Raw genomic sequence first — 15,560 nt, 5'->3', positions numbered from 1 at the left:
CGGTAGTTCAGTTGGTTAGAATGCCTGCCTGTCACGCAGGAGGTCGCGGGTTCGAGTCCCGTCCGGACCGCCATTTTTATGACTTGTAAACGAAAACGTATAGTTTCGTTTTTTTTTTATGTCTTTTTCTTTCAATAAGTATCCTAGACGCAATGAAACTCCTTGTGTTTGGCTACACTAAATGTGATAAGAAAAGATCATGACTTCAACAAACAACGCCTGGTTTTTTTATACCAGGCTTTCTTTATATCGTTTTTAGTTGGAACCGAGGCTCATATTCGCTACACTAATACTAACTGTGTCTGACATCATGTTTGCTCAATCAGTTGATTGTATGAAGGGGCTGTCTTTTATGGATGAATTTGATCTTATTCGTCGAATTACACCAAAAGAAACGCATCAGCGTTCTTTGGTCATGGGCATCGGTGATGATGCTAGTGTTTATCAACCTCATTCACATTGTGAAGAGGTCGTTTGTGTTGATACAATGGTAGAGCATGTCCATTTTCGATTTGATTTTTCCACACCCTTTGAGGTTGGATTTAAAGCGCTGGCAGTGAATATCAGTGATATTGCAGCCATGGGAGGAACCCCTAAGTATTATCTTGTATCAATCGCGATCCCGCCTCATGGGGATGAAGCAATTGTCGCAGCTTTTTACGAGGGAATGAAAGCATTGGCTGACACATATCATATGGATTTAATCGGTGGAGATACAGTAGCCACCCGCAGTGACTTTGTCATCACAGTAACGGTCATTGGTGAGATTCCAAAGGGATCAGCCTGTTACCGTCATAGTGCTCAGACAGGAGACGTTGTCTTTGTCACAGGTGAACTAGGTTCATCAGCTGCTGGGCTATCCCTTTTAATGAATGAAGTAAATACTGCACATTCGATTGACACTGCTTTTTTTCTAGAGCGACACAAAATGCCGCAGCCCCATATTGCTGCTGGCCTTATTTGTTCAAGCTTCCCCCGGGTGACCTTGAATGATGTGAGTGACGGATTAGCGAGTGAGTTAAACGAAATAGCGGAAGCCAGTCGTGTGACGATTGAAATTGAAGCTGATCAGCTCCCAAAACATCCACATCTACCGTTGTTACATAAAGAGTGGCTTGAATGGGTCTTGTTCGGTGGAGAGGATTTTGTCTTAACTGGTACGATCCCTGAAACGGATTGGAAGCGATTTGAGACGCAATGTAAAAAAGAACACATTCAGGTCACGCGTATTGGACAAGTCAAAGATGACCAAGCGTCCAGCGTTATTTTAAAAGACCATGATCAACAAACAATTTTAATGAAAAAAGGATATAATCATTTTAAGAAATGAGGTGACTTCACCATGAAGTTAACGTGGACAACAAAAGGTGCGGATGAGACGAAACGAATTGCTGCTGCCTTGGCTACACTTGTGATGCCCGGCGATGTCTTAACATTAGAAGGAGACTTAGGCGCAGGTAAAACGACTTTTTCAAAAGGTTTTGCAGAAGGCTTAGGTATTACCCGTATCGTCAACAGCCCTACTTTTACAATTATTAAAGAATATACGGATGGCAGACTGCCACTTTATCATATGGATGTGTATCGTATGGAAGATGCGGAAGAAGATATTGGACTGGGCGAATATTTTGAGGGGGAAGGTGTGTGTTTGGTTGAATGGGCACATCTCATTGAACCTCAATTGCCTTCATCGTATTTAAAAATTGAAATGCTGAGAACAGAACGTGAAGAAGAACGTCATCTCACGTTTTATGCAAAAGGGGAGCGTTATGAGGCCCTTTGTAAGGAGATGAAAAACATTGACCATACTGGCAATTGATACGTCAAACCATACACTCGGAATAGCTCTTGTCCGTGATGACACTGTGGTTGGGGAAAGTATTACGTACTTAAAGAAGAATCATTCAGTACGTGCAATGCCGACAGTTGAAGCACTGATGAAAGAATGCGGCGTAGCACCGAACGAATTAAGCAAAATTGTTGTAGCCAAAGGACCCGGCTCTTACACTGGCGTTAGAATCGGTGTGACCATTGCAAAAACACTTGCTTGGACGCTGTCTATCCCGATAGCTGCTGTTTCAAGTTTAGAAACGCTGGCGGCAAATGCTCGATATTTTGATGGAATGATTTCTCCTATATTTGATGCAAGAAGAGGACAAGTTTATACAGGGTTATATACATTTGAAGGTGGAAAGATAAAAGAAGTGAAACCAGATCAAAATATCCTGCTCACTGATTGGCTTCAAGAGCTGAAAAAGGAAGGGAACCCTGTTTTATTTCTTGGACATGATGTGCATCTTCATCAAGAGAATATACTCTCCATACTTGGAGAAACCGCCGTTTTAGCAGACGAGGCATTTCACAACCCAAGACCTTCAGTGCTCGCATTTTTGGGGGCAGACCGCCCTGCTGAAGATGTCCATCAGCTTGTTCCTAATTATATTCGTTTGGCAGAAGCGGAAGTGAAATGGCTTGAAGGACAAAAATAATCTCAACACAGTAGAGATGCGAAGAATGACAGTAGAGGACATCCCAGAGGTATATACGATTGAAGTGCATTCGTTTACAGCGCCTTGGAAAAAAGAGTCGTTTGTCTATGAAATTCTCCATAACCAATACAGCCATTATTTCCTCATTGAAGAAGATGGTCAGCCTGTTGGGTATTGCGGCGTTTGGATTGTCATGGATGATGCACAAATTACGAATATTGCGATTCTCCCTGAGCACCGGGGAAAAGGATACGGGGAAGCGCTGCTTCGATATGTCATGGAATTTTGCAAAGAAAAAAAGACAGATCATCTTTCACTAGAAGTGCGGGTATCAAATACGCCAGCACAATCCCTTTATGAAAAGCTAGGTTTTAAACCAGCTTCTATTCGAAAAAATTATTATACGGATAACGGGGAAGATGCATTAGTCATGTGGGTGAAGATAAATGAGTGAAAAAAAAGATCGATTCATATTAGGTATAGAAACAAGCTGTGACGAAACAGCTGCGTCCATTGTGAAAAATGGGAAAGAGATCGTAGCGAATGTTGTCGCCTCACAAATAGAAAGCCATAAACGATTTGGCGGCGTGGTACCAGAAATCGCTTCAAGGCATCATGTGGAACAAATGACGATCGTATTAGAAGAAGTCATGACGCAGGCCAATATGACCTTTCAGGATTTAGATGCCATTGCTGTGACAGAAGGACCGGGCTTAGTTGGTGCACTTTTGATAGGTGTTAATGCAGCCAAAGCATTGAGTTTTGCACATCAAATTCCGCTTGTTGGTGTTCATCATATTGCTGGACACATTTATGCGAACCAGCTCGTTGGTGAACTGGTGTTTCCTTGTTTAGCTCTAGTCGTCTCTGGTGGGCATACTGAGCTTGTTTTGATGAAAGAGCATGGGTCTTTTGAGGTCATTGGTGAAACGTTGGATGATGCGGCTGGAGAAGCGTATGACAAAGTAGCTCGGACAATGGGTCTGCCATATCCAGGGGGACCTCACATTGATCGATTGGCACATGAAGGGGAGCCAACGATTAAGCTTCCTCGAGCATGGCTTGAAGAAGGGTCCTATCATTTTAGCTTCAGCGGTTTAAAATCAGCGGTCATCAACACACTACACAATGCGTCTCAAAAGGGTGAAACCATTGCGCCAGAGGATTTGGCTGCAAGTTTCCAAGAAAGTGTGATTGAGGTGCTGGTTGGAAAGACATTAAAAGCGGCTGAAGCGTATGGTGTGAAACAAGTCGTTCTAGCTGGCGGGGTTGCTGCCAATAAAGGTCTTAGAGAAGCCCTTACTTCAGCATTTGCGAAGCTACCTGAAGTGAATGTCATGATTCCGCCATTGTCTCTTTGTACAGACAATGCAGCCATGATTGCTGCTGCGGGAACCATTGCATTTGAAAAGGGAATAAGAGGCGACATGGCAATGAACGGTCAACCTGGACTGCCGCTTGTCTCCTATGAATAAGAACTCCTGTTGATACAGGAGTTTCAGCGTGTAGACAAACCCTCGCATTCTTTGTCAGTCCTGCGTGCTGGTGCTCACGAATATCAAATTCGCTCCGCGCCAGTAATCGTCTTTCCTAGACTTCAAGGGCTTTCTATCACGCTGAAAAGAAGACAAAGGGCTAAAATCAAGTTCATTTTAGCCCTTTGTCAACAATTTGGAACTCCTGTGGATATACAGGATTTTTTTCTATTGAAATGAAAGCGATTTATTCACATGTAAACGTTATATATCCACAATTGTTAGAAAATTTGTTTTAAAATGAAGAGAATGTGTATAAATGTGATCTTTTATGTGGATATGTGATTAAAATACTGTGGATAAAGTGGATAACTTTAAAATATTTAAGAATAATCAAGATGTTATTGTGGGTATCGTTGTGGATAAAGATTCTCTCCTTAAAAAAAGAGCACCCGTTAGGGCACTCTTTATGCATCTGATAGATCTTCCCATTCCGCAAAAAGTGATTCCATCTCTTGATTGAGCGCATCATTTTCTGTTTGAATGGCTTGTACTTTCTCGTGATCTTGGAAAATAGCAGGATCACATAGAAGCTCTTCGTTTTCACCGAGCTTGTCTTCGATGACAGCGATACGCTCTTCAATTTCTTCAATTCGGCGCTGCTTTTGTCTTTCTTTCTTTTTTAGTTCTTTTTCTTCTGCATAGGAAAGTTTTGCTGTTTCTACTGGTTTTTCTGCTTGTTTTTTATGCGTCTCCTGAGTTTGGAGTGCTTCAAGCTCTAATTGTTCGTTTTTCTTTTCAAGATAGTAGTCGTAGTCACCGAGGTATTCTTTTGTTTCATCTGGCGAAAGCTCAAGTACTTTTGTTGCCAAGCGATTGATAAAGTAACGGTCATGCGAAACAAACAAGATGGTGCCTGGATAATCAATCAGTGCATTCTCTAAAATTTCCTTACTGTCTAAATCAAGATGGTTCGTCGGCTCATCAAGAATCAGGAAATTGGCTTTTTGGAGCATCAGCTTTGCCAGCGCAAGTCGTGCTTTTTCTCCACCGCTTAATGCATGTACAGGCTTTAAGACGTCATCACCTGAAAAAAGGAAGTTTCCTAAACAAGTCCGAATGTCTTTTTCAGTCATATGGGGATAATCATCCCAAAGTTCATTTAACACTTTCTTGGAGGATGTCAGCTTGGCTTGTTCCTGATCATAGTAGCCAATCGTCACATGAGAACCAAAGCTGATATCGCCTTTTACTGGTTTTAACGTATCCGTTAAGGTTTTTAAAAGAGTTGATTTCCCGATACCGTTAGGACCGATGAGTGCCACGCTATCCTCCCGTTTAATATGAAAAGAGAGGGAGGAGAGGAGCGGCGTTTTTTCATCGTAACTAATATCGAGATCATGCACCTTCAGCACGTCATTTCCGCTTTGCCTCATAATATCGAAATGGAAGTTTGCGGATTTTTCATCTCCTAACGGCTTATCTAAACGATCCATCCGTTCCAGCTGTTTCCTTCTGCTTTGAGCACGCTTTGTGGTGGAGGCTCTTGCTAAGTTGCGATCCACGAAATCTTGAAGCTTCGAAATTTCTTCTTGTTGTTTTTCATACAGCTTCATATCACGCTCTAGCTGCTCAGCTTTTTGGTCAAGATACTTACTATAGTTCCCAGCGAACTTTTTCATCGCTGTTCTTGACACTTCATATACATGGTTTACGACTTTGTCTAAGAAGTATCGGTCATGGGAAACGATGAGAATGGCTCCTGTATAATTTTGCAAATACTGCTCAAGCCATGATAAGGTATCAATATCTAGATGGTTGGTTGGCTCATCCAAAATCAAGAGTTCTGGTTTCATCAATAATAGCTTTCCAAGCGCTAGACGAGTTTTCTGACCGCCGCTTAAGGATTGGACGGTTGTATGATCTTCAAAATGACTAAAGCCGAGTCCGTGTAAAATGGAGCGGACATCTGCTTCATATTGGTAGCCGCCTTGATCTTTAAATGCTTGCTGCAGCCTGTCATAGGTTTTCATTAGAGAATCTAATTCTGTTCCTGTGGAAGAAGCCATTTTCTCTTCTATGGTTCTCATCTCTTGTTCCATTTCTTTTAAATGATCGAAAACGGATAGTAGTTCGTCTTTTAGCGTACGTGTAGACGTCACATCTGTATGCTGTGCTAGATATCCAATGGATAGGTCTTTCGGTTTGATGATCTCACCTTGTTCGTAAGACATTTGACTGGCAATGATTTTTAAAAGCGTGGATTTTCCTGCACCGTTACGACCAACAATGGCAATACGATCCCTCGCTTTGACTTCCAATTTTATATTCGTTAAAACGGTATCAGCGCCAAACGATTTGGACAGCTGATTCACTTGTAGAATCATCATGTAACTTCACCTCTGCTATAATATGTTAAGTGTAGCTTATCAGCAGTAAACCGGCAAATCTTACATACGGCTGCCATGGTCAAATGAAAGACAGATAGGAAAAAATAGTGTATGATTTGAGTGAGGGAGCGTTGAAAGATGAGTCAATTTAGCCACTTTAACGAACAAGGAAGAGCAAAGATGGTCGACATTAGTGACAAATCGTCTACAGTGAGAACTGCCGTTGCTGTTTCAAGCGTTCGTATGATAAAAGAAGTATTTCATCAAATACAAAAGCATGGTATTGGAAAAGGGGATGTACTATCTGTCGCACAGGTAGCTGGCATCATGGCAGCAAAGCAAACATCTACTATCATTCCAATGTGCCATCCGCTTGCATTAAAAGGTGTCGATATCTCCTTTGATTGGGAGGAAGACGGAAATGCGTACATTCTGAACATACAAGTACAAGTGAAAACAAAAGGAAGTACGGGTGTGGAGATGGAAGCGCTCACTTCTGCCTCAGTATGTGCACTGACCGTTTATGACATGTGCAAAGCAATAGACAAAGGAATGATCATCGGCCCGACCTATCTAGTAGAAAAAACAGGCGGGAAAAACGGTGATTTTCACAGAGCATCTGATATTTAAGTTGGAGGATCTTATATGAATATAGACCAGTCAAAAATTCCACAAGCGACAGCCAAACGTTTGCCGCTTTACTACCGTTTTTTAAAAAATCTGCATGCATCAGGAAAACAAAGGGTGTCATCGGCAGAGCTTAGTGATGCAGTCAAAGTGGATTCTGCCACCATTCGCCGAGATTTTTCTTACTTTGGTGCACTTGGGAAGAAAGGGTATGGCTATAACGTCGATTACCTCTTGACCTTCTTTAGAAAGACCCTTGACCAAGATGAAATGACGAATGTTATGCTCATCGGTGTCGGGAACTTAGGGACTGCTTTTTTACATTATAATTTCATTAAAAATAATAATACAAAAATTTCAATGGCTTTTGACGTCAATGAGAGTAAAATAGGAAGTGAGATAGGCGGCGTGCCTGTCTATGATTTGGATAAGCTTGAAGAGCATGTGCAAGAGGTAGGAGATATTCCTGTTGCGATTTTGACAGTGCCTGCCGTAGCAGCTCAATCCATTACAGATCGTTTGATTGCCCTTGGCATCAAAGGAATCCTTAACTTTACGCCGGCTCGATTGAATGTGCCGGAACACATTCGAATTCATCATATAGATTTGGCGGTTGAACTTCAGTCTCTTGTGTATTTCTTAAAGCATTACTCTGTTACACAGGAGGACTGACGAAAAGGGGTAAAGGGGGTGGAGCAAATGGGTCCGATCGGTCCTGGAAGTTTGGTTCTGATTGCGGTTGTTGCGCTCATTATTTTTGGGCCGAAAAAGCTTCCTGAATTAGGAAGAGCAGCAGGAGATACATTACGTGAATTCAAAAATGCCACAAAAGGTTTAGCTGATGATCAGGAAGAAAAAAAGAAAAAAGAAGATCAGTAGAATAGGATGAGCTTCATGAATGTCAAAGATATGCCGCTTATGGAGCATATTGTGGAACTGCGAAAACGTTTAGTGATCATTGCGATGTTTTTTGTCACCTTTATGGTGGCAGGTTTTTTTCTCGCTAAGCCGGTCATTGTGTATTTACAAAATACCGATGAAGCGGCCACACTGACATTGAACGCATTTAAGCTCACAGATCCACTGTACGTGTTTATGCAGTTCGCTTTTGTCATTGCTCTTGTTTTGACGTGTCCCGTGATTTTATATCAGCTTTGGGCGTTTGTGAGTCCTGGCTTATATGAAAAAGAAAGAAAGGTGACACTTGCTTATATTCCGATTGCACTGCTTTTATTTTTGAGCGGTGTGGCTTTCTCTTATTTTATTTTGTTTCCGTTTGTCGTCGACTTTATGATGCGGATGTCAAATGATTTACATGTGGAGCAAGTGATTGGGATTCATGAGTATTTTACATTTCTGATGCAGTTAACACTTCCATTTGGCTTTTTGTTTCAGATGCCTGTCGTTTTGATGTTTCTCACTAGACTTGGCATCATTACACCGATGTTTTTATCGAAAATACGGAAGTATGCCTATTTTGTCCTCCTTGTCATTGCCGCACTTATTACACCGCCAGAGCTCGTTTCTCACCTCATGGTTACCTTGCCAATGCTCGTTTTGTATGAAGTGAGTATTGTCATTTCAAGAGTGACCTATCGCAAAATGCAGCAAACAGAGACAGAGGAGAAAGAAAATGATGTTGTCTCATAAAAAAGCATCGTGATCCAAATAGGGATCACGATGCTTTTTCTATTGCGAAAGAAATTGATTGATTGCTTGAAAGAGATGCTCATAATAGGCAGGTTCATGCGGGACAAAATCATGTACACGGACCTCTCTCTTTTCCTCACGTCGCTTGCCGTCTGCATCCACTTCAAAGCCCTCGATTTTCATTTTTTTGCATTCTCTACTTAAAAGCTGCTGTGCATCCATCAGCCTTGCTCTATAAAGTCCAGCAACTTCTTCTTTCTGTAGATGGACATCCATGTGCTCTTTTTGATCCATATAAAGATACACATGGCAAAACTCACGATCGGTAAACGATGGCATATGGATTTCATCTTTAATGACACCAGCAAAGGTAAGGTTCTCAAACGAGATGGAGAGACCAAGCTCTTCTTCGACTTCTCTGATGCCATCAGAAGGCTGTTCATCTGCGAGAAGGTGGCCTGCTGCTGTGATATCAAATAGAGAAGGGAAATCCTTTTTGGAGGGACTCCTCAGCTGAAAATAGAGAAACACTGTGTCATCTTCCTTTTTTAAAAGCCAGAAATGAAAGGTTTCATGCCAAAGGCCCTCAGCATGGATATCAGATCGAGCGGCTGTACCAATCGTTTCATGCTGATTGTTCATGATGTTCAGTTTTTCGTGTTCCATCAAAACATGACCTCCATAAAAAAACCATTTTCCAAACGGCGGAAAATGGTTTCTGCTTTATTTTTGCTGTTGTTTTTTCATTTTGACAGAAAAAGCAAACATTTTTAACGCGATATTAATATTATAGGCCGCAAACACCATCAGCAAAATGCTGTAAAATGACCACATGTCACCTGGATTTTGAATGGCCATATAGGTGAACGCCACACCTACGGCAAAATAAATAATGCCCCATACGACAGGGTTTCTCATGAGAAAAAGCCTCCAATAATCATTTGCATTGTTTGAGATTGTTCTTCAATCATTTTTCTTACTGGCTCAATCTGCACAAGGATAACGAGCGAATTCATCAGCATATGAGCACCGATTGGCACAATGATTCGTTTTGTTTTCGCATATAAAAAGGCAAATGTAAAGCCCATTGCGGTATAGAGCAAGATATGTGGGAAATCATTGTGTACAGCAGCAAAAACCACTGAACTGACAAGTGCGCCAATGAAAAAATTCGTTTTTTCATAAACGACACCAAAAATGATTTTTCGAAAAATGATTTCTTCTAATATCGGTCCAATCAGAGCGATGACGATGACAAGCCATGGAACTGCATCCATAATGGCTAAAATGTTTTGAGTATTTTCGGATTCTCGGCTAATGCCAAATGCATATTGTTCAATCGCCCCCGCAATGGATTGTGCAAAGAGGGAAAGAAAGAAACCGCCAATGATCCAAGCGATTGCCACGCCGACTGATGCCGGTGCTTCATTTCGAAGTGAAGCTTTTGGTACAGTCCGAAGGATGAGCAGAATAATGATTAGTCCAATACAGAAGCTGATGATTGTCCATGTTCCTGACAATTTGGAGAGCTCTGCTTGTGTCATCGGTGTCTGAATGTAACCTAACCACTTCATGATGAACACATACGGAAACGCAGAAACCTGCACCAATATATACGTTAAGATGATGTACCAATATTGTTTTTTCAAGTAACGAAAACCCCTTTACTAAAAGAACTAGATTTATTGTAACACAAGTCTTCTTTTTCGTTGAAAAGGAAAGAATCGGTGATAAAAAAAGATCATGAAAGCGTAAAAATTTTTAAAGGTTTTTACTTGAAATTACAGAAGACATTCTTTATTATAATAAATGTGTTAGCACTCGTTGATGATGAGTGCTAAAAAAGACTACATATAAAAATTGAGGAGGTTGTTTCTTATGTTAAAGCCATTAGGCGATCGCGTAATCATTGAACTCGTTGAATCTGAGGAAAAAACCGCTAGCGGTATTGTCTTACCGGATTCTGCAAAAGAAAAACCGCAAGAAGGTAAAATTGTTGCAGCAGGTTCAGGTCGTGTACTTGAAAGTGGTGAGCGCGTTGCGTTAGAAGTAAACACAGGCGACCGCATTATCTTCTCAAAATATGCAGGCACTGAAGTGAAATATGAAGGAAAAGAATATTTAATCCTTCGTGAAGCCGACATTTTAGCTGTTATTGGTTAATCACATAAACAAAGATTGAGATATATTTCTAAAAAGACTGAGGAGGTTTCGTTATTATGGCAAAAGATATTAAGTTCAGTGAAGAAGCACGTCGTGCGATGTTACGTGGTGTAGATGCACTTGCAGATGCTGTAAAAGTAACTTTAGGACCTAAAGGACGTAACGTGGTTCTTGAGAAAAAATTCGGTTCTCCACTTATCACAAATGATGGTGTAACGATTGCAAAAGAAATCGAATTAGAAGATGCATTTGAAAACATGGGTGCAAAACTTGTGGCTGAAGTTGCAAGCAAAACAAACGATGTAGCTGGTGACGGTACTACGACTGCAACGGTTCTAGCTCAAGCGATGATCCGTGAAGGTCTTAAAAACGTAACAGCTGGTGCAAACCCTGTTGGCGTTCGTAAAGGAATCGAAGAAGCAGTGAAAGTAGCACTTGAAGGCTTGCATGAGATCTCTAAACCAATCGAAGGTAAAGAATCAATTGCTCAAGTTGCGTCTATTTCTGCAGCAGATGAAGAAGTCGGTAGCCTCATTGCTGAAGCGATGGAGCGTGTAGGAAACGACGGCGTCATCACAATTGAAGAATCTAAAGGTTTCACAACTGAGCTTGAAGTGGTTGAAGGAATGCAGTTTGACCGTGGATATGCTTCACCATACATGGTCACTGATTCTGATAAGATGGAAGCGGTTCTTGAAAATCCTTACATCTTAATCACTGATAAAAAGATCACAAACATTCAAGAAATCCTTCCTGTACTTGAGCAAGTCGTACAACAAGGAAAACCATTATTGATCATTGCTGAAGATGTAGAAGGCGAAGCACTTGCAACACTGGTTGTGAACAAACTTCGTGGAACATTCAACGCAGTGGCAGTAAAAGCTCCTGGATTCGGTGATCGTCGTAAAGCAATGCTTGAAGACATCTCTGTTCTAACAGGCGGAGAATTAATCACAGAAGACCTAGGACTTGACCTGAAATCAACTGAAATTGGTCAGCTTGGCCGTGCGTCTAAAGTGGTTGTTACAAAAGAAAACACAACGATCGTAGAAGGATCAGGAGATTCTGCTCAAATCGCAGCACGCGTGAACCAAATCCGTGCGCAAGTAGAAGAAACAACTTCTGAATTCGATAAAGAAAAATTACAAGAACGTCTTGCAAAACTAGCTGGTGGCGTTGCTGTCATCAAAGTTGGTGCTGCAACTGAAACAGAACTAAAAGAACGTAAACTACGCATTGAGGATGCACTGAACTCAACTCGTGCAGCAGTTGAAGAAGGTATCGTATCCGGTGGTGGTACAGCACTTGTGAATGTATACAATAAAGTTGCTTCCATCGAAGCTGATGGTGACGTTCAAACAGGTGTGAACATCGTTCTACGTTCTCTTGAAGAGCCAATTCGTCAAATCGCTCACAACGCAGGTCTTGAAGGATCAGTCATCGTTGAGCGCTTGAAAAACGAAGAAATTGGTGTAGGCTTCAACGCAGCAACAAACGAATGGGTAAACATGATTGAAAAAGGAATCGTTGACCCAACAAAAGTCACTCGCTCTGCACTTCAAAACGCAGCTTCTGTAGCAGCTATGCTTCTTACAACTGAAGCAGTCGTAGCTGACAAACCAGAAGAAGGCGGCTCAGGCGGCGGAATGCCGGATATGGGCGGCATGGGCGGCATGGGTGGAATGATGTAACACCCCTCGAAAACCCCTTGAAATATAGGGGTTTTTGTTTTGTCTATTTTTTGGTTAAGAGCGTTAAATGAATTGAAACTTTCACCGCTTTACATCCGTTAACTAAAGAGACAGTGATTTTTTGGTTTTATCTAACATAAAGAGATGAGATGATTTTAAAAAGAAAAGCGGTGATCATATGGGCTTTACGACTTGGGTGGCGATTATTGTTGCACTGGCTGTCGTGTTTGGATTGTTTGGATCGAAGAGGCGTGATAAATAAGAGGTTGAACTCACTTCCAGAGAGGAAGTGGGCTTTTTATTGCATATACAATATTCATGAGCTATACTAATTTTTAAAATTTATGTAAATACAATAAAAAAGAGGCGTGATAAATGAGAGAAATTTTGCGGGAGATTGGCGTGATTGCTCGGGCGCTTGATTCCATTAGTAATATTGAATTTAAAGAGTATGATTTAACGAAGGGGCAGTATTTGTATCTTGTGCGTATTTGTGAGGAGCCTGGCATCATTCAGGAGAAACTAGCGGAGATGATCAAGGTAGACCGAACAACGGCGGCCCGGGCTATTCAAAAATTAGAGCTGCATGGTTTTATTGAGAAAAAAGATGACACAGTGAATAGGAAAATCAAGAAGCTGTTTCCAACTGAGAAAGGAAAAGCCGTCTATCCAATGATCAAACGAGAACATGATCATTCAAATCGGGTAGCGCTGGATGGATTTTCTGAAGAGGAAGCGGAACAGATTTATGAGTATCTTCTAAGGGTGCGAAAGAATATCGAAAAAGATTGGGAAGATGTGAAAAAAGGCAAAAAGAGAAGCTACTAATGACTAAGGAGGGGTTACTTCATGACCGTCACGCTCATTCGGTGTAATGAACAACATATAAAAGAGCTGCAAAAAATCGGAATCGATACTTTTATAGAAACGTTTCAGGACCAAAACAAGGCGGAGCATATCGACGCATATGTGAAGACAGCTTTTCATTCGAACCAGCTGTTAAAAGAATTACAACATCCCTTTTCACAATTTTATTTTGTTCAAGTGAATGGACGCCTTGCTGGTTATTTGAAGGTCAATATGGACGATGCACAGTCAGAAGAGATGGGTGATGACACATTAGAAATTGAACGCATTTATATCAAACAGTCCTTTCAAAAACTAGGATTAGGTCGATATTTAATGAATCAAGCCTTTGAAATTGCAGAGAAACACCATAAACGTGATGTTTGGCTTGGGGTATGGGAGCATAACAAAGCCGCCATGGCATTTTATCAAAAGCTTGGGTTTGTTCAAACAGGAGTGCATGCTTTCCAAATGGGGGACGAGGAGCAAATGGACTTCATTATGACCAAAACATTGAGCTGATCAAAAAGGGGAAAGGGTACTTGCATATGCCATCATTTTTTCAAGTGAAAGATATGGAGAAAATCAAATCATTTATTCAATCACATTCATTTGCTACAGTTGTGACGACAACGAATGAAAAGCCCATTGCGACCCATATTCCAGTGAGTTTTCATCAAATTGGCGATTCGTATGTGATCTCAGGGCATATGGCGATTGGAAATCCTCAGTGGAAAACGTTTGAAGAAAATGAGAAGGTGCTCGTCATTTTTCAGGGGCCGCATGCTTACATATCCTCTTCTTGGTATGAGAAAGAAGCCGTACCGACGTGGAATTATCAAGCTGTACATGTATATGGAAAGGCTGCACTGCTTGAAAAATCAGAACTGGTCAAGGAATTAACAGCGATGCTGGAGACATATGAAAGTCATAGAGATCAGCCAGTGCTGTGGGATACGTTGTCTGAGGAACTGCTAGAGAAACAAATGAAAGGGATTGTGGGCTTCAAAATCATCATTGATGAAGTTCAAGCTGCTTTTAAGTTAAGCCAAAATCGCCATGAAAGAGATTATGCTCGCATTATTGAACAGCTGGAAGCAGAGGGTGAAGTGGAAATGGCGGCTGCGATGAAAAGGAGAGAAGAGAATATATGAAAAGAGCACTCTGAAGAAAAAGAGTGCTTTTGTTGTTATCCTTTTATGTTCAAATATTCTTCAAGGGTTTTGCCGCTCTTTTTCACTTTTTTCGCATTTTTTGATCCGAGGTATCTGAGGTGCCATGGTTCATATTGATAGCCTGTCACTTTTTCTTTACCTTTCGGATAGCGGATGATAAAGCCAAATTCATGGGCGTGTTTGGCCAGCCATTTCGCTTCTTTCGTATTGGCAAAAGAATCTTCAGCCCAATGTTTTGAATTGGCACCGCCGATATCAAAAGCAAGGCCGGTTTGATGTTCGGAATAGCCTGGTCTTGCGCTAAATCGATCTGCTTGTTTTTTGCCATGAGAGGCGACGTAATTGTTGTACAAGACACGCTGACGGTCGTATGAACGGAAGGTGCTAAAAGCGGTGAGTCGGATGTTTGCTTTTTTTGCTTTCGCGATCATAGCGTTTACTGCTTTTCTCGCTTGTTTGTTTTCTCCGGAATTGTATGAAGACGGGAGTCTATGTTTCTTATTCACAACCAATATCCCTTTTACATACGTACCTGGCGTTTTAGTGGAAGGAGCAGCATATGAAGCTGGTGAGCTTTTGCCTGCTTTTTTGATATATTGAGAGCTGACGTAACCCGTTTTTCCTTTATACTTTGTTTGAATCCATGAACCATTCTTTTTAAGATAAGGAATCCTTTTCCCTTTTGGAATGGTCAATATCACTGAATATTTTGTTCCAGGTCCCTTGCGAAGATGAACATTCGCTGTTGTCACGTATTTCGGTGCGGCTGCTTTTGCGACTGGTGTCACATGAGTCATGTGTAAAAAGGGCAGCTGGACAGGAAAGATTCCAAGCCCAAGAACGAGAACCACACTGACAATAATTCCTTTGATCCACGGGTGTTTCATCTTCATTTCTCTCATCCCTTTCAATCTACTAACATACATATATTGAGATAGATTGAAATAAAGTGCAATGGTTTTTTTATGCCAATTGAGATTGAATCATATCATTAGGTTCTTTTTTTTGTTTAAAATTACATAAAAAAATCCACTATTTCCATAAAAAATCAGCT

The 15,560-nt window shown here is 41.1% G+C and carries 19 protein-coding genes; 14 read left to right on the top strand and 5 right to left on the bottom strand.

All coding sequences use genetic code 11. The features are described 5' to 3' along the window. Positions 1-352: 352 nt before the first annotated feature. The 5 genes from thiL to tsaD are packed head-to-tail and all read left to right on the top strand — an operon-like array spanning position 353 to position 3,964. A complete protein-coding gene (gene thiL / locus ACTJJQ_RS14535; RefSeq protein ID WP_017359860.1) occupies positions 353-1,330 on the top strand; it encodes a thiamine-phosphate kinase in 978 nt (325 codons plus the stop codon). Positions 1,331-1,342: 12 nt separating this feature from the next. After that, positions 1,343-1,819 carry a tRNA (adenosine(37)-N6)-threonylcarbamoyltransferase complex ATPase subunit type 1 TsaE gene (gene tsaE / locus ACTJJQ_RS14530; protein WP_017359859.1) on the top strand — a complete coding sequence of 159 codons (477 nt, stop codon included), beginning with the start codon at positions 1,343-1,345 and terminating at the stop codon, positions 1,817-1,819. Beyond that, positions 1,800-2,489, top strand: coding sequence for a tRNA (adenosine(37)-N6)-threonylcarbamoyltransferase complex dimerization subunit type 1 TsaB (tsaB, locus tag ACTJJQ_RS14525; protein WP_017366704.1), 690 nt, complete (start codon positions 1,800-1,802; stop codon positions 2,487-2,489). Before tsaE ends, tsaB begins: the two co-directional genes overlap by 20 nt. 25 nt (positions 2,490-2,514) lie before the next feature. Further along, a complete protein-coding gene (rimI, locus tag ACTJJQ_RS14520) occupies positions 2,515-2,943 on the top strand; it encodes a ribosomal protein S18-alanine N-acetyltransferase (protein ID WP_008344382.1) in 429 nt (142 codons plus the stop codon). Further along, positions 2,936-3,964, top strand: a complete 1,029-nt coding sequence (gene tsaD / locus ACTJJQ_RS14515; RefSeq protein ID WP_017359857.1) for a tRNA (adenosine(37)-N6)-threonylcarbamoyltransferase complex transferase subunit TsaD — start codon at positions 2,936-2,938, stop codon at positions 3,962-3,964. The genes rimI and tsaD overlap by 8 nt, the downstream gene beginning before the upstream one ends. Before the next feature lie 467 nt (positions 3,965-4,431). Here the strand turns inward: tsaD and ACTJJQ_RS14510 are convergent, their stop codons facing one another. Beyond that, positions 4,432-6,354 (bottom strand): ABC-F family ATP-binding cassette domain-containing protein, encoded by a 1,923-nt coding sequence (locus ACTJJQ_RS14510; protein WP_056705790.1) that lies wholly within the window; start codon positions 6,352-6,354, stop codon positions 4,432-4,434. Between the two features lie 138 nt (positions 6,355-6,492). On the opposite strand from ACTJJQ_RS14510, the gene moaC reads away from it, so the two are divergent. Genes moaC through tatC form a run of 4 tightly spaced genes read left to right on the top strand, consistent with a single transcriptional unit; the run spans position 6,493 to position 8,631 of the window. Beyond that, complete coding sequence (gene moaC, locus ACTJJQ_RS14505) at positions 6,493-6,984, top strand: cyclic pyranopterin monophosphate synthase MoaC (protein ID WP_035391505.1); 492 nt, start codon at positions 6,493-6,495, stop codon at positions 6,982-6,984. A gap of 15 nt (positions 6,985-6,999) precedes the next feature. Continuing rightward, complete coding sequence (locus ACTJJQ_RS14500; protein WP_008355687.1) at positions 7,000-7,653, top strand: redox-sensing transcriptional repressor Rex; 654 nt, start codon at positions 7,000-7,002, stop codon at positions 7,651-7,653. A 27-nt stretch (positions 7,654-7,680) separates the two neighbouring features. Beyond that, positions 7,681-7,860 carry a twin-arginine translocase TatA/TatE family subunit gene (locus tag ACTJJQ_RS14495; protein ID WP_008344374.1) on the top strand — a complete coding sequence of 60 codons (180 nt, stop codon included), beginning with the start codon at positions 7,681-7,683 and terminating at the stop codon, positions 7,858-7,860. A gap of 6 nt (positions 7,861-7,866) precedes the next feature. After that, a complete protein-coding gene (gene tatC, locus ACTJJQ_RS14490) occupies positions 7,867-8,631 on the top strand; it encodes a twin-arginine translocase subunit TatC (RefSeq protein ID WP_090756407.1) in 765 nt (254 codons plus the stop codon). Positions 8,632-8,670: 39 nt separating this feature from the next. On the opposite strand, the gene ACTJJQ_RS14485 is transcribed toward tatC, so the two are convergent. From ACTJJQ_RS14485 to ACTJJQ_RS14475, 3 genes are read right to left on the bottom strand one after another with little or no spacing between them, the layout of a single operon-like run. Continuing rightward, complete coding sequence (locus tag ACTJJQ_RS14485; RefSeq protein ID WP_249476518.1) at positions 8,671-9,297, bottom strand: NUDIX hydrolase; 627 nt, start codon at positions 9,295-9,297, stop codon at positions 8,671-8,673. 57 nt (positions 9,298-9,354) lie between these two features. Next, positions 9,355-9,549, bottom strand: a complete 195-nt coding sequence (locus tag ACTJJQ_RS14480) for a YdiK family protein (protein WP_017366710.1) — start codon at positions 9,547-9,549, stop codon at positions 9,355-9,357. Further along, positions 9,546-10,280: a CPBP family intramembrane glutamic endopeptidase gene (locus tag ACTJJQ_RS14475; RefSeq protein WP_046342812.1), complete on the bottom strand. Its 735-nt coding sequence runs from the start codon at positions 10,278-10,280 to the stop codon at positions 9,546-9,548. The genes ACTJJQ_RS14480 and ACTJJQ_RS14475 overlap by 4 nt, the downstream gene beginning before the upstream one ends. Positions 10,281-10,509: 229 nt before the next feature. Between ACTJJQ_RS14475 and groES the strand changes: the two genes are divergently transcribed. From groES to ACTJJQ_RS14450, 5 genes are all read left to right on the top strand, one after another. After that, positions 10,510-10,794 carry a co-chaperone GroES gene (groES, locus tag ACTJJQ_RS14470; protein WP_046342814.1) on the top strand — a complete coding sequence of 95 codons (285 nt, stop codon included), beginning with the start codon at positions 10,510-10,512 and terminating at the stop codon, positions 10,792-10,794. 56 nt (positions 10,795-10,850) lie between these two features. Further along, on the top strand, positions 10,851-12,485 hold the full coding sequence (gene groL, locus ACTJJQ_RS14465; RefSeq protein WP_007496015.1) for a chaperonin GroEL: 1,635 nt from the start codon (positions 10,851-10,853) through the stop codon (positions 12,483-12,485). Between the two features lie 375 nt (positions 12,486-12,860). Continuing rightward, positions 12,861-13,313 carry a MarR family winged helix-turn-helix transcriptional regulator gene (locus ACTJJQ_RS14460; protein WP_008344363.1) on the top strand — a complete coding sequence of 151 codons (453 nt, stop codon included), beginning with the start codon at positions 12,861-12,863 and terminating at the stop codon, positions 13,311-13,313. 21 nt (positions 13,314-13,334) lie between these two features. Continuing rightward, positions 13,335-13,853: a GNAT family N-acetyltransferase gene (locus tag ACTJJQ_RS14455; RefSeq protein ID WP_129548121.1), complete on the top strand. Its 519-nt coding sequence runs from the start codon at positions 13,335-13,337 to the stop codon at positions 13,851-13,853. Positions 13,854-13,873: 20 nt separating this feature from the next. Beyond that, entirely contained in the window at positions 13,874-14,485 is a 612-nt protein-coding gene (locus ACTJJQ_RS14450) for an FMN-binding negative transcriptional regulator (protein WP_129548122.1), read from the top strand. Between the two features lie 35 nt (positions 14,486-14,520). On the opposite strand, the gene ACTJJQ_RS14445 is transcribed toward ACTJJQ_RS14450, so the two are convergent. Next, complete coding sequence (locus ACTJJQ_RS14445; protein WP_429624666.1) at positions 14,521-15,399, bottom strand: D-alanyl-D-alanine carboxypeptidase family protein; 879 nt, start codon at positions 15,397-15,399, stop codon at positions 14,521-14,523. Positions 15,400-15,560: the final 161 nt, after the last annotated feature.

This window comes from Bacillus sp. 22483, from assembly GCF_052044605.1.
Lineage (GTDB): Bacteria > Bacillota > Bacilli > Bacillales > Bacillaceae > Bacillus > Bacillus altitudinis.
The sequence above is the reverse complement of the archived record's forward strand: the minus strand, read 5'-3'. Positions and strand labels throughout refer to the sequence as shown.

Bases quoted from the DNA above. Each gene is read 5' to 3' on its own strand.
- thiL (WP_017359860.1), top strand. From the start codon at position 353: ATGGATGAATTTGATCTTATTCGTCGAATTACACCAAAAGAAACGCAT.
- tsaE (WP_017359859.1), top strand. From the start codon at position 1,343: ATGAAGTTAACGTGGACAACAAAAGGTGCGGATGAGACGAAACGAATT.
- rimI (WP_008344382.1), top strand. From the start codon at position 2,515: ATGACAGTAGAGGACATCCCAGAGGTATATACGATTGAAGTGCATTCG.
- tsaD (WP_017359857.1), top strand. From the start codon at position 2,936: ATGAGTGAAAAAAAAGATCGATTCATATTAGGTATAGAAACAAGCTGT.
- ACTJJQ_RS14510 (WP_056705790.1), bottom strand. From the start codon at position 6,354: ATGATGATTCTACAAGTGAATCAGCTGTCCAAATCGTTTGGCGCTGAT.
- moaC (WP_035391505.1), top strand. From the start codon at position 6,493: ATGAGTCAATTTAGCCACTTTAACGAACAAGGAAGAGCAAAGATGGTC.
- ACTJJQ_RS14500 (WP_008355687.1), top strand. From the start codon at position 7,000: ATGAATATAGACCAGTCAAAAATTCCACAAGCGACAGCCAAACGTTTG.
- ACTJJQ_RS14495 (WP_008344374.1), top strand. From the start codon at position 7,681: ATGGGTCCGATCGGTCCTGGAAGTTTGGTTCTGATTGCGGTTGTTGCG.
- tatC (WP_090756407.1), top strand. From the start codon at position 7,867: ATGAGCTTCATGAATGTCAAAGATATGCCGCTTATGGAGCATATTGTG.
- ACTJJQ_RS14485 (WP_249476518.1), bottom strand. From the start codon at position 9,297: ATGGAACACGAAAAACTGAACATCATGAACAATCAGCATGAAACGATT.
- ACTJJQ_RS14480 (WP_017366710.1), bottom strand. From the start codon at position 9,549: ATGAGAAACCCTGTCGTATGGGGCATTATTTATTTTGCCGTAGGTGTG.
- groES (WP_046342814.1), top strand. From the start codon at position 10,510: ATGTTAAAGCCATTAGGCGATCGCGTAATCATTGAACTCGTTGAATCT.
- groL (WP_007496015.1), top strand. From the start codon at position 10,851: ATGGCAAAAGATATTAAGTTCAGTGAAGAAGCACGTCGTGCGATGTTA.
- ACTJJQ_RS14460 (WP_008344363.1), top strand. From the start codon at position 12,861: ATGAGAGAAATTTTGCGGGAGATTGGCGTGATTGCTCGGGCGCTTGAT.
- ACTJJQ_RS14455 (WP_129548121.1), top strand. From the start codon at position 13,335: ATGACCGTCACGCTCATTCGGTGTAATGAACAACATATAAAAGAGCTG.
- ACTJJQ_RS14445 (WP_429624666.1), bottom strand. From the start codon at position 15,399: ATGAAGATGAAACACCCGTGGATCAAAGGAATTATTGTCAGTGTGGTT.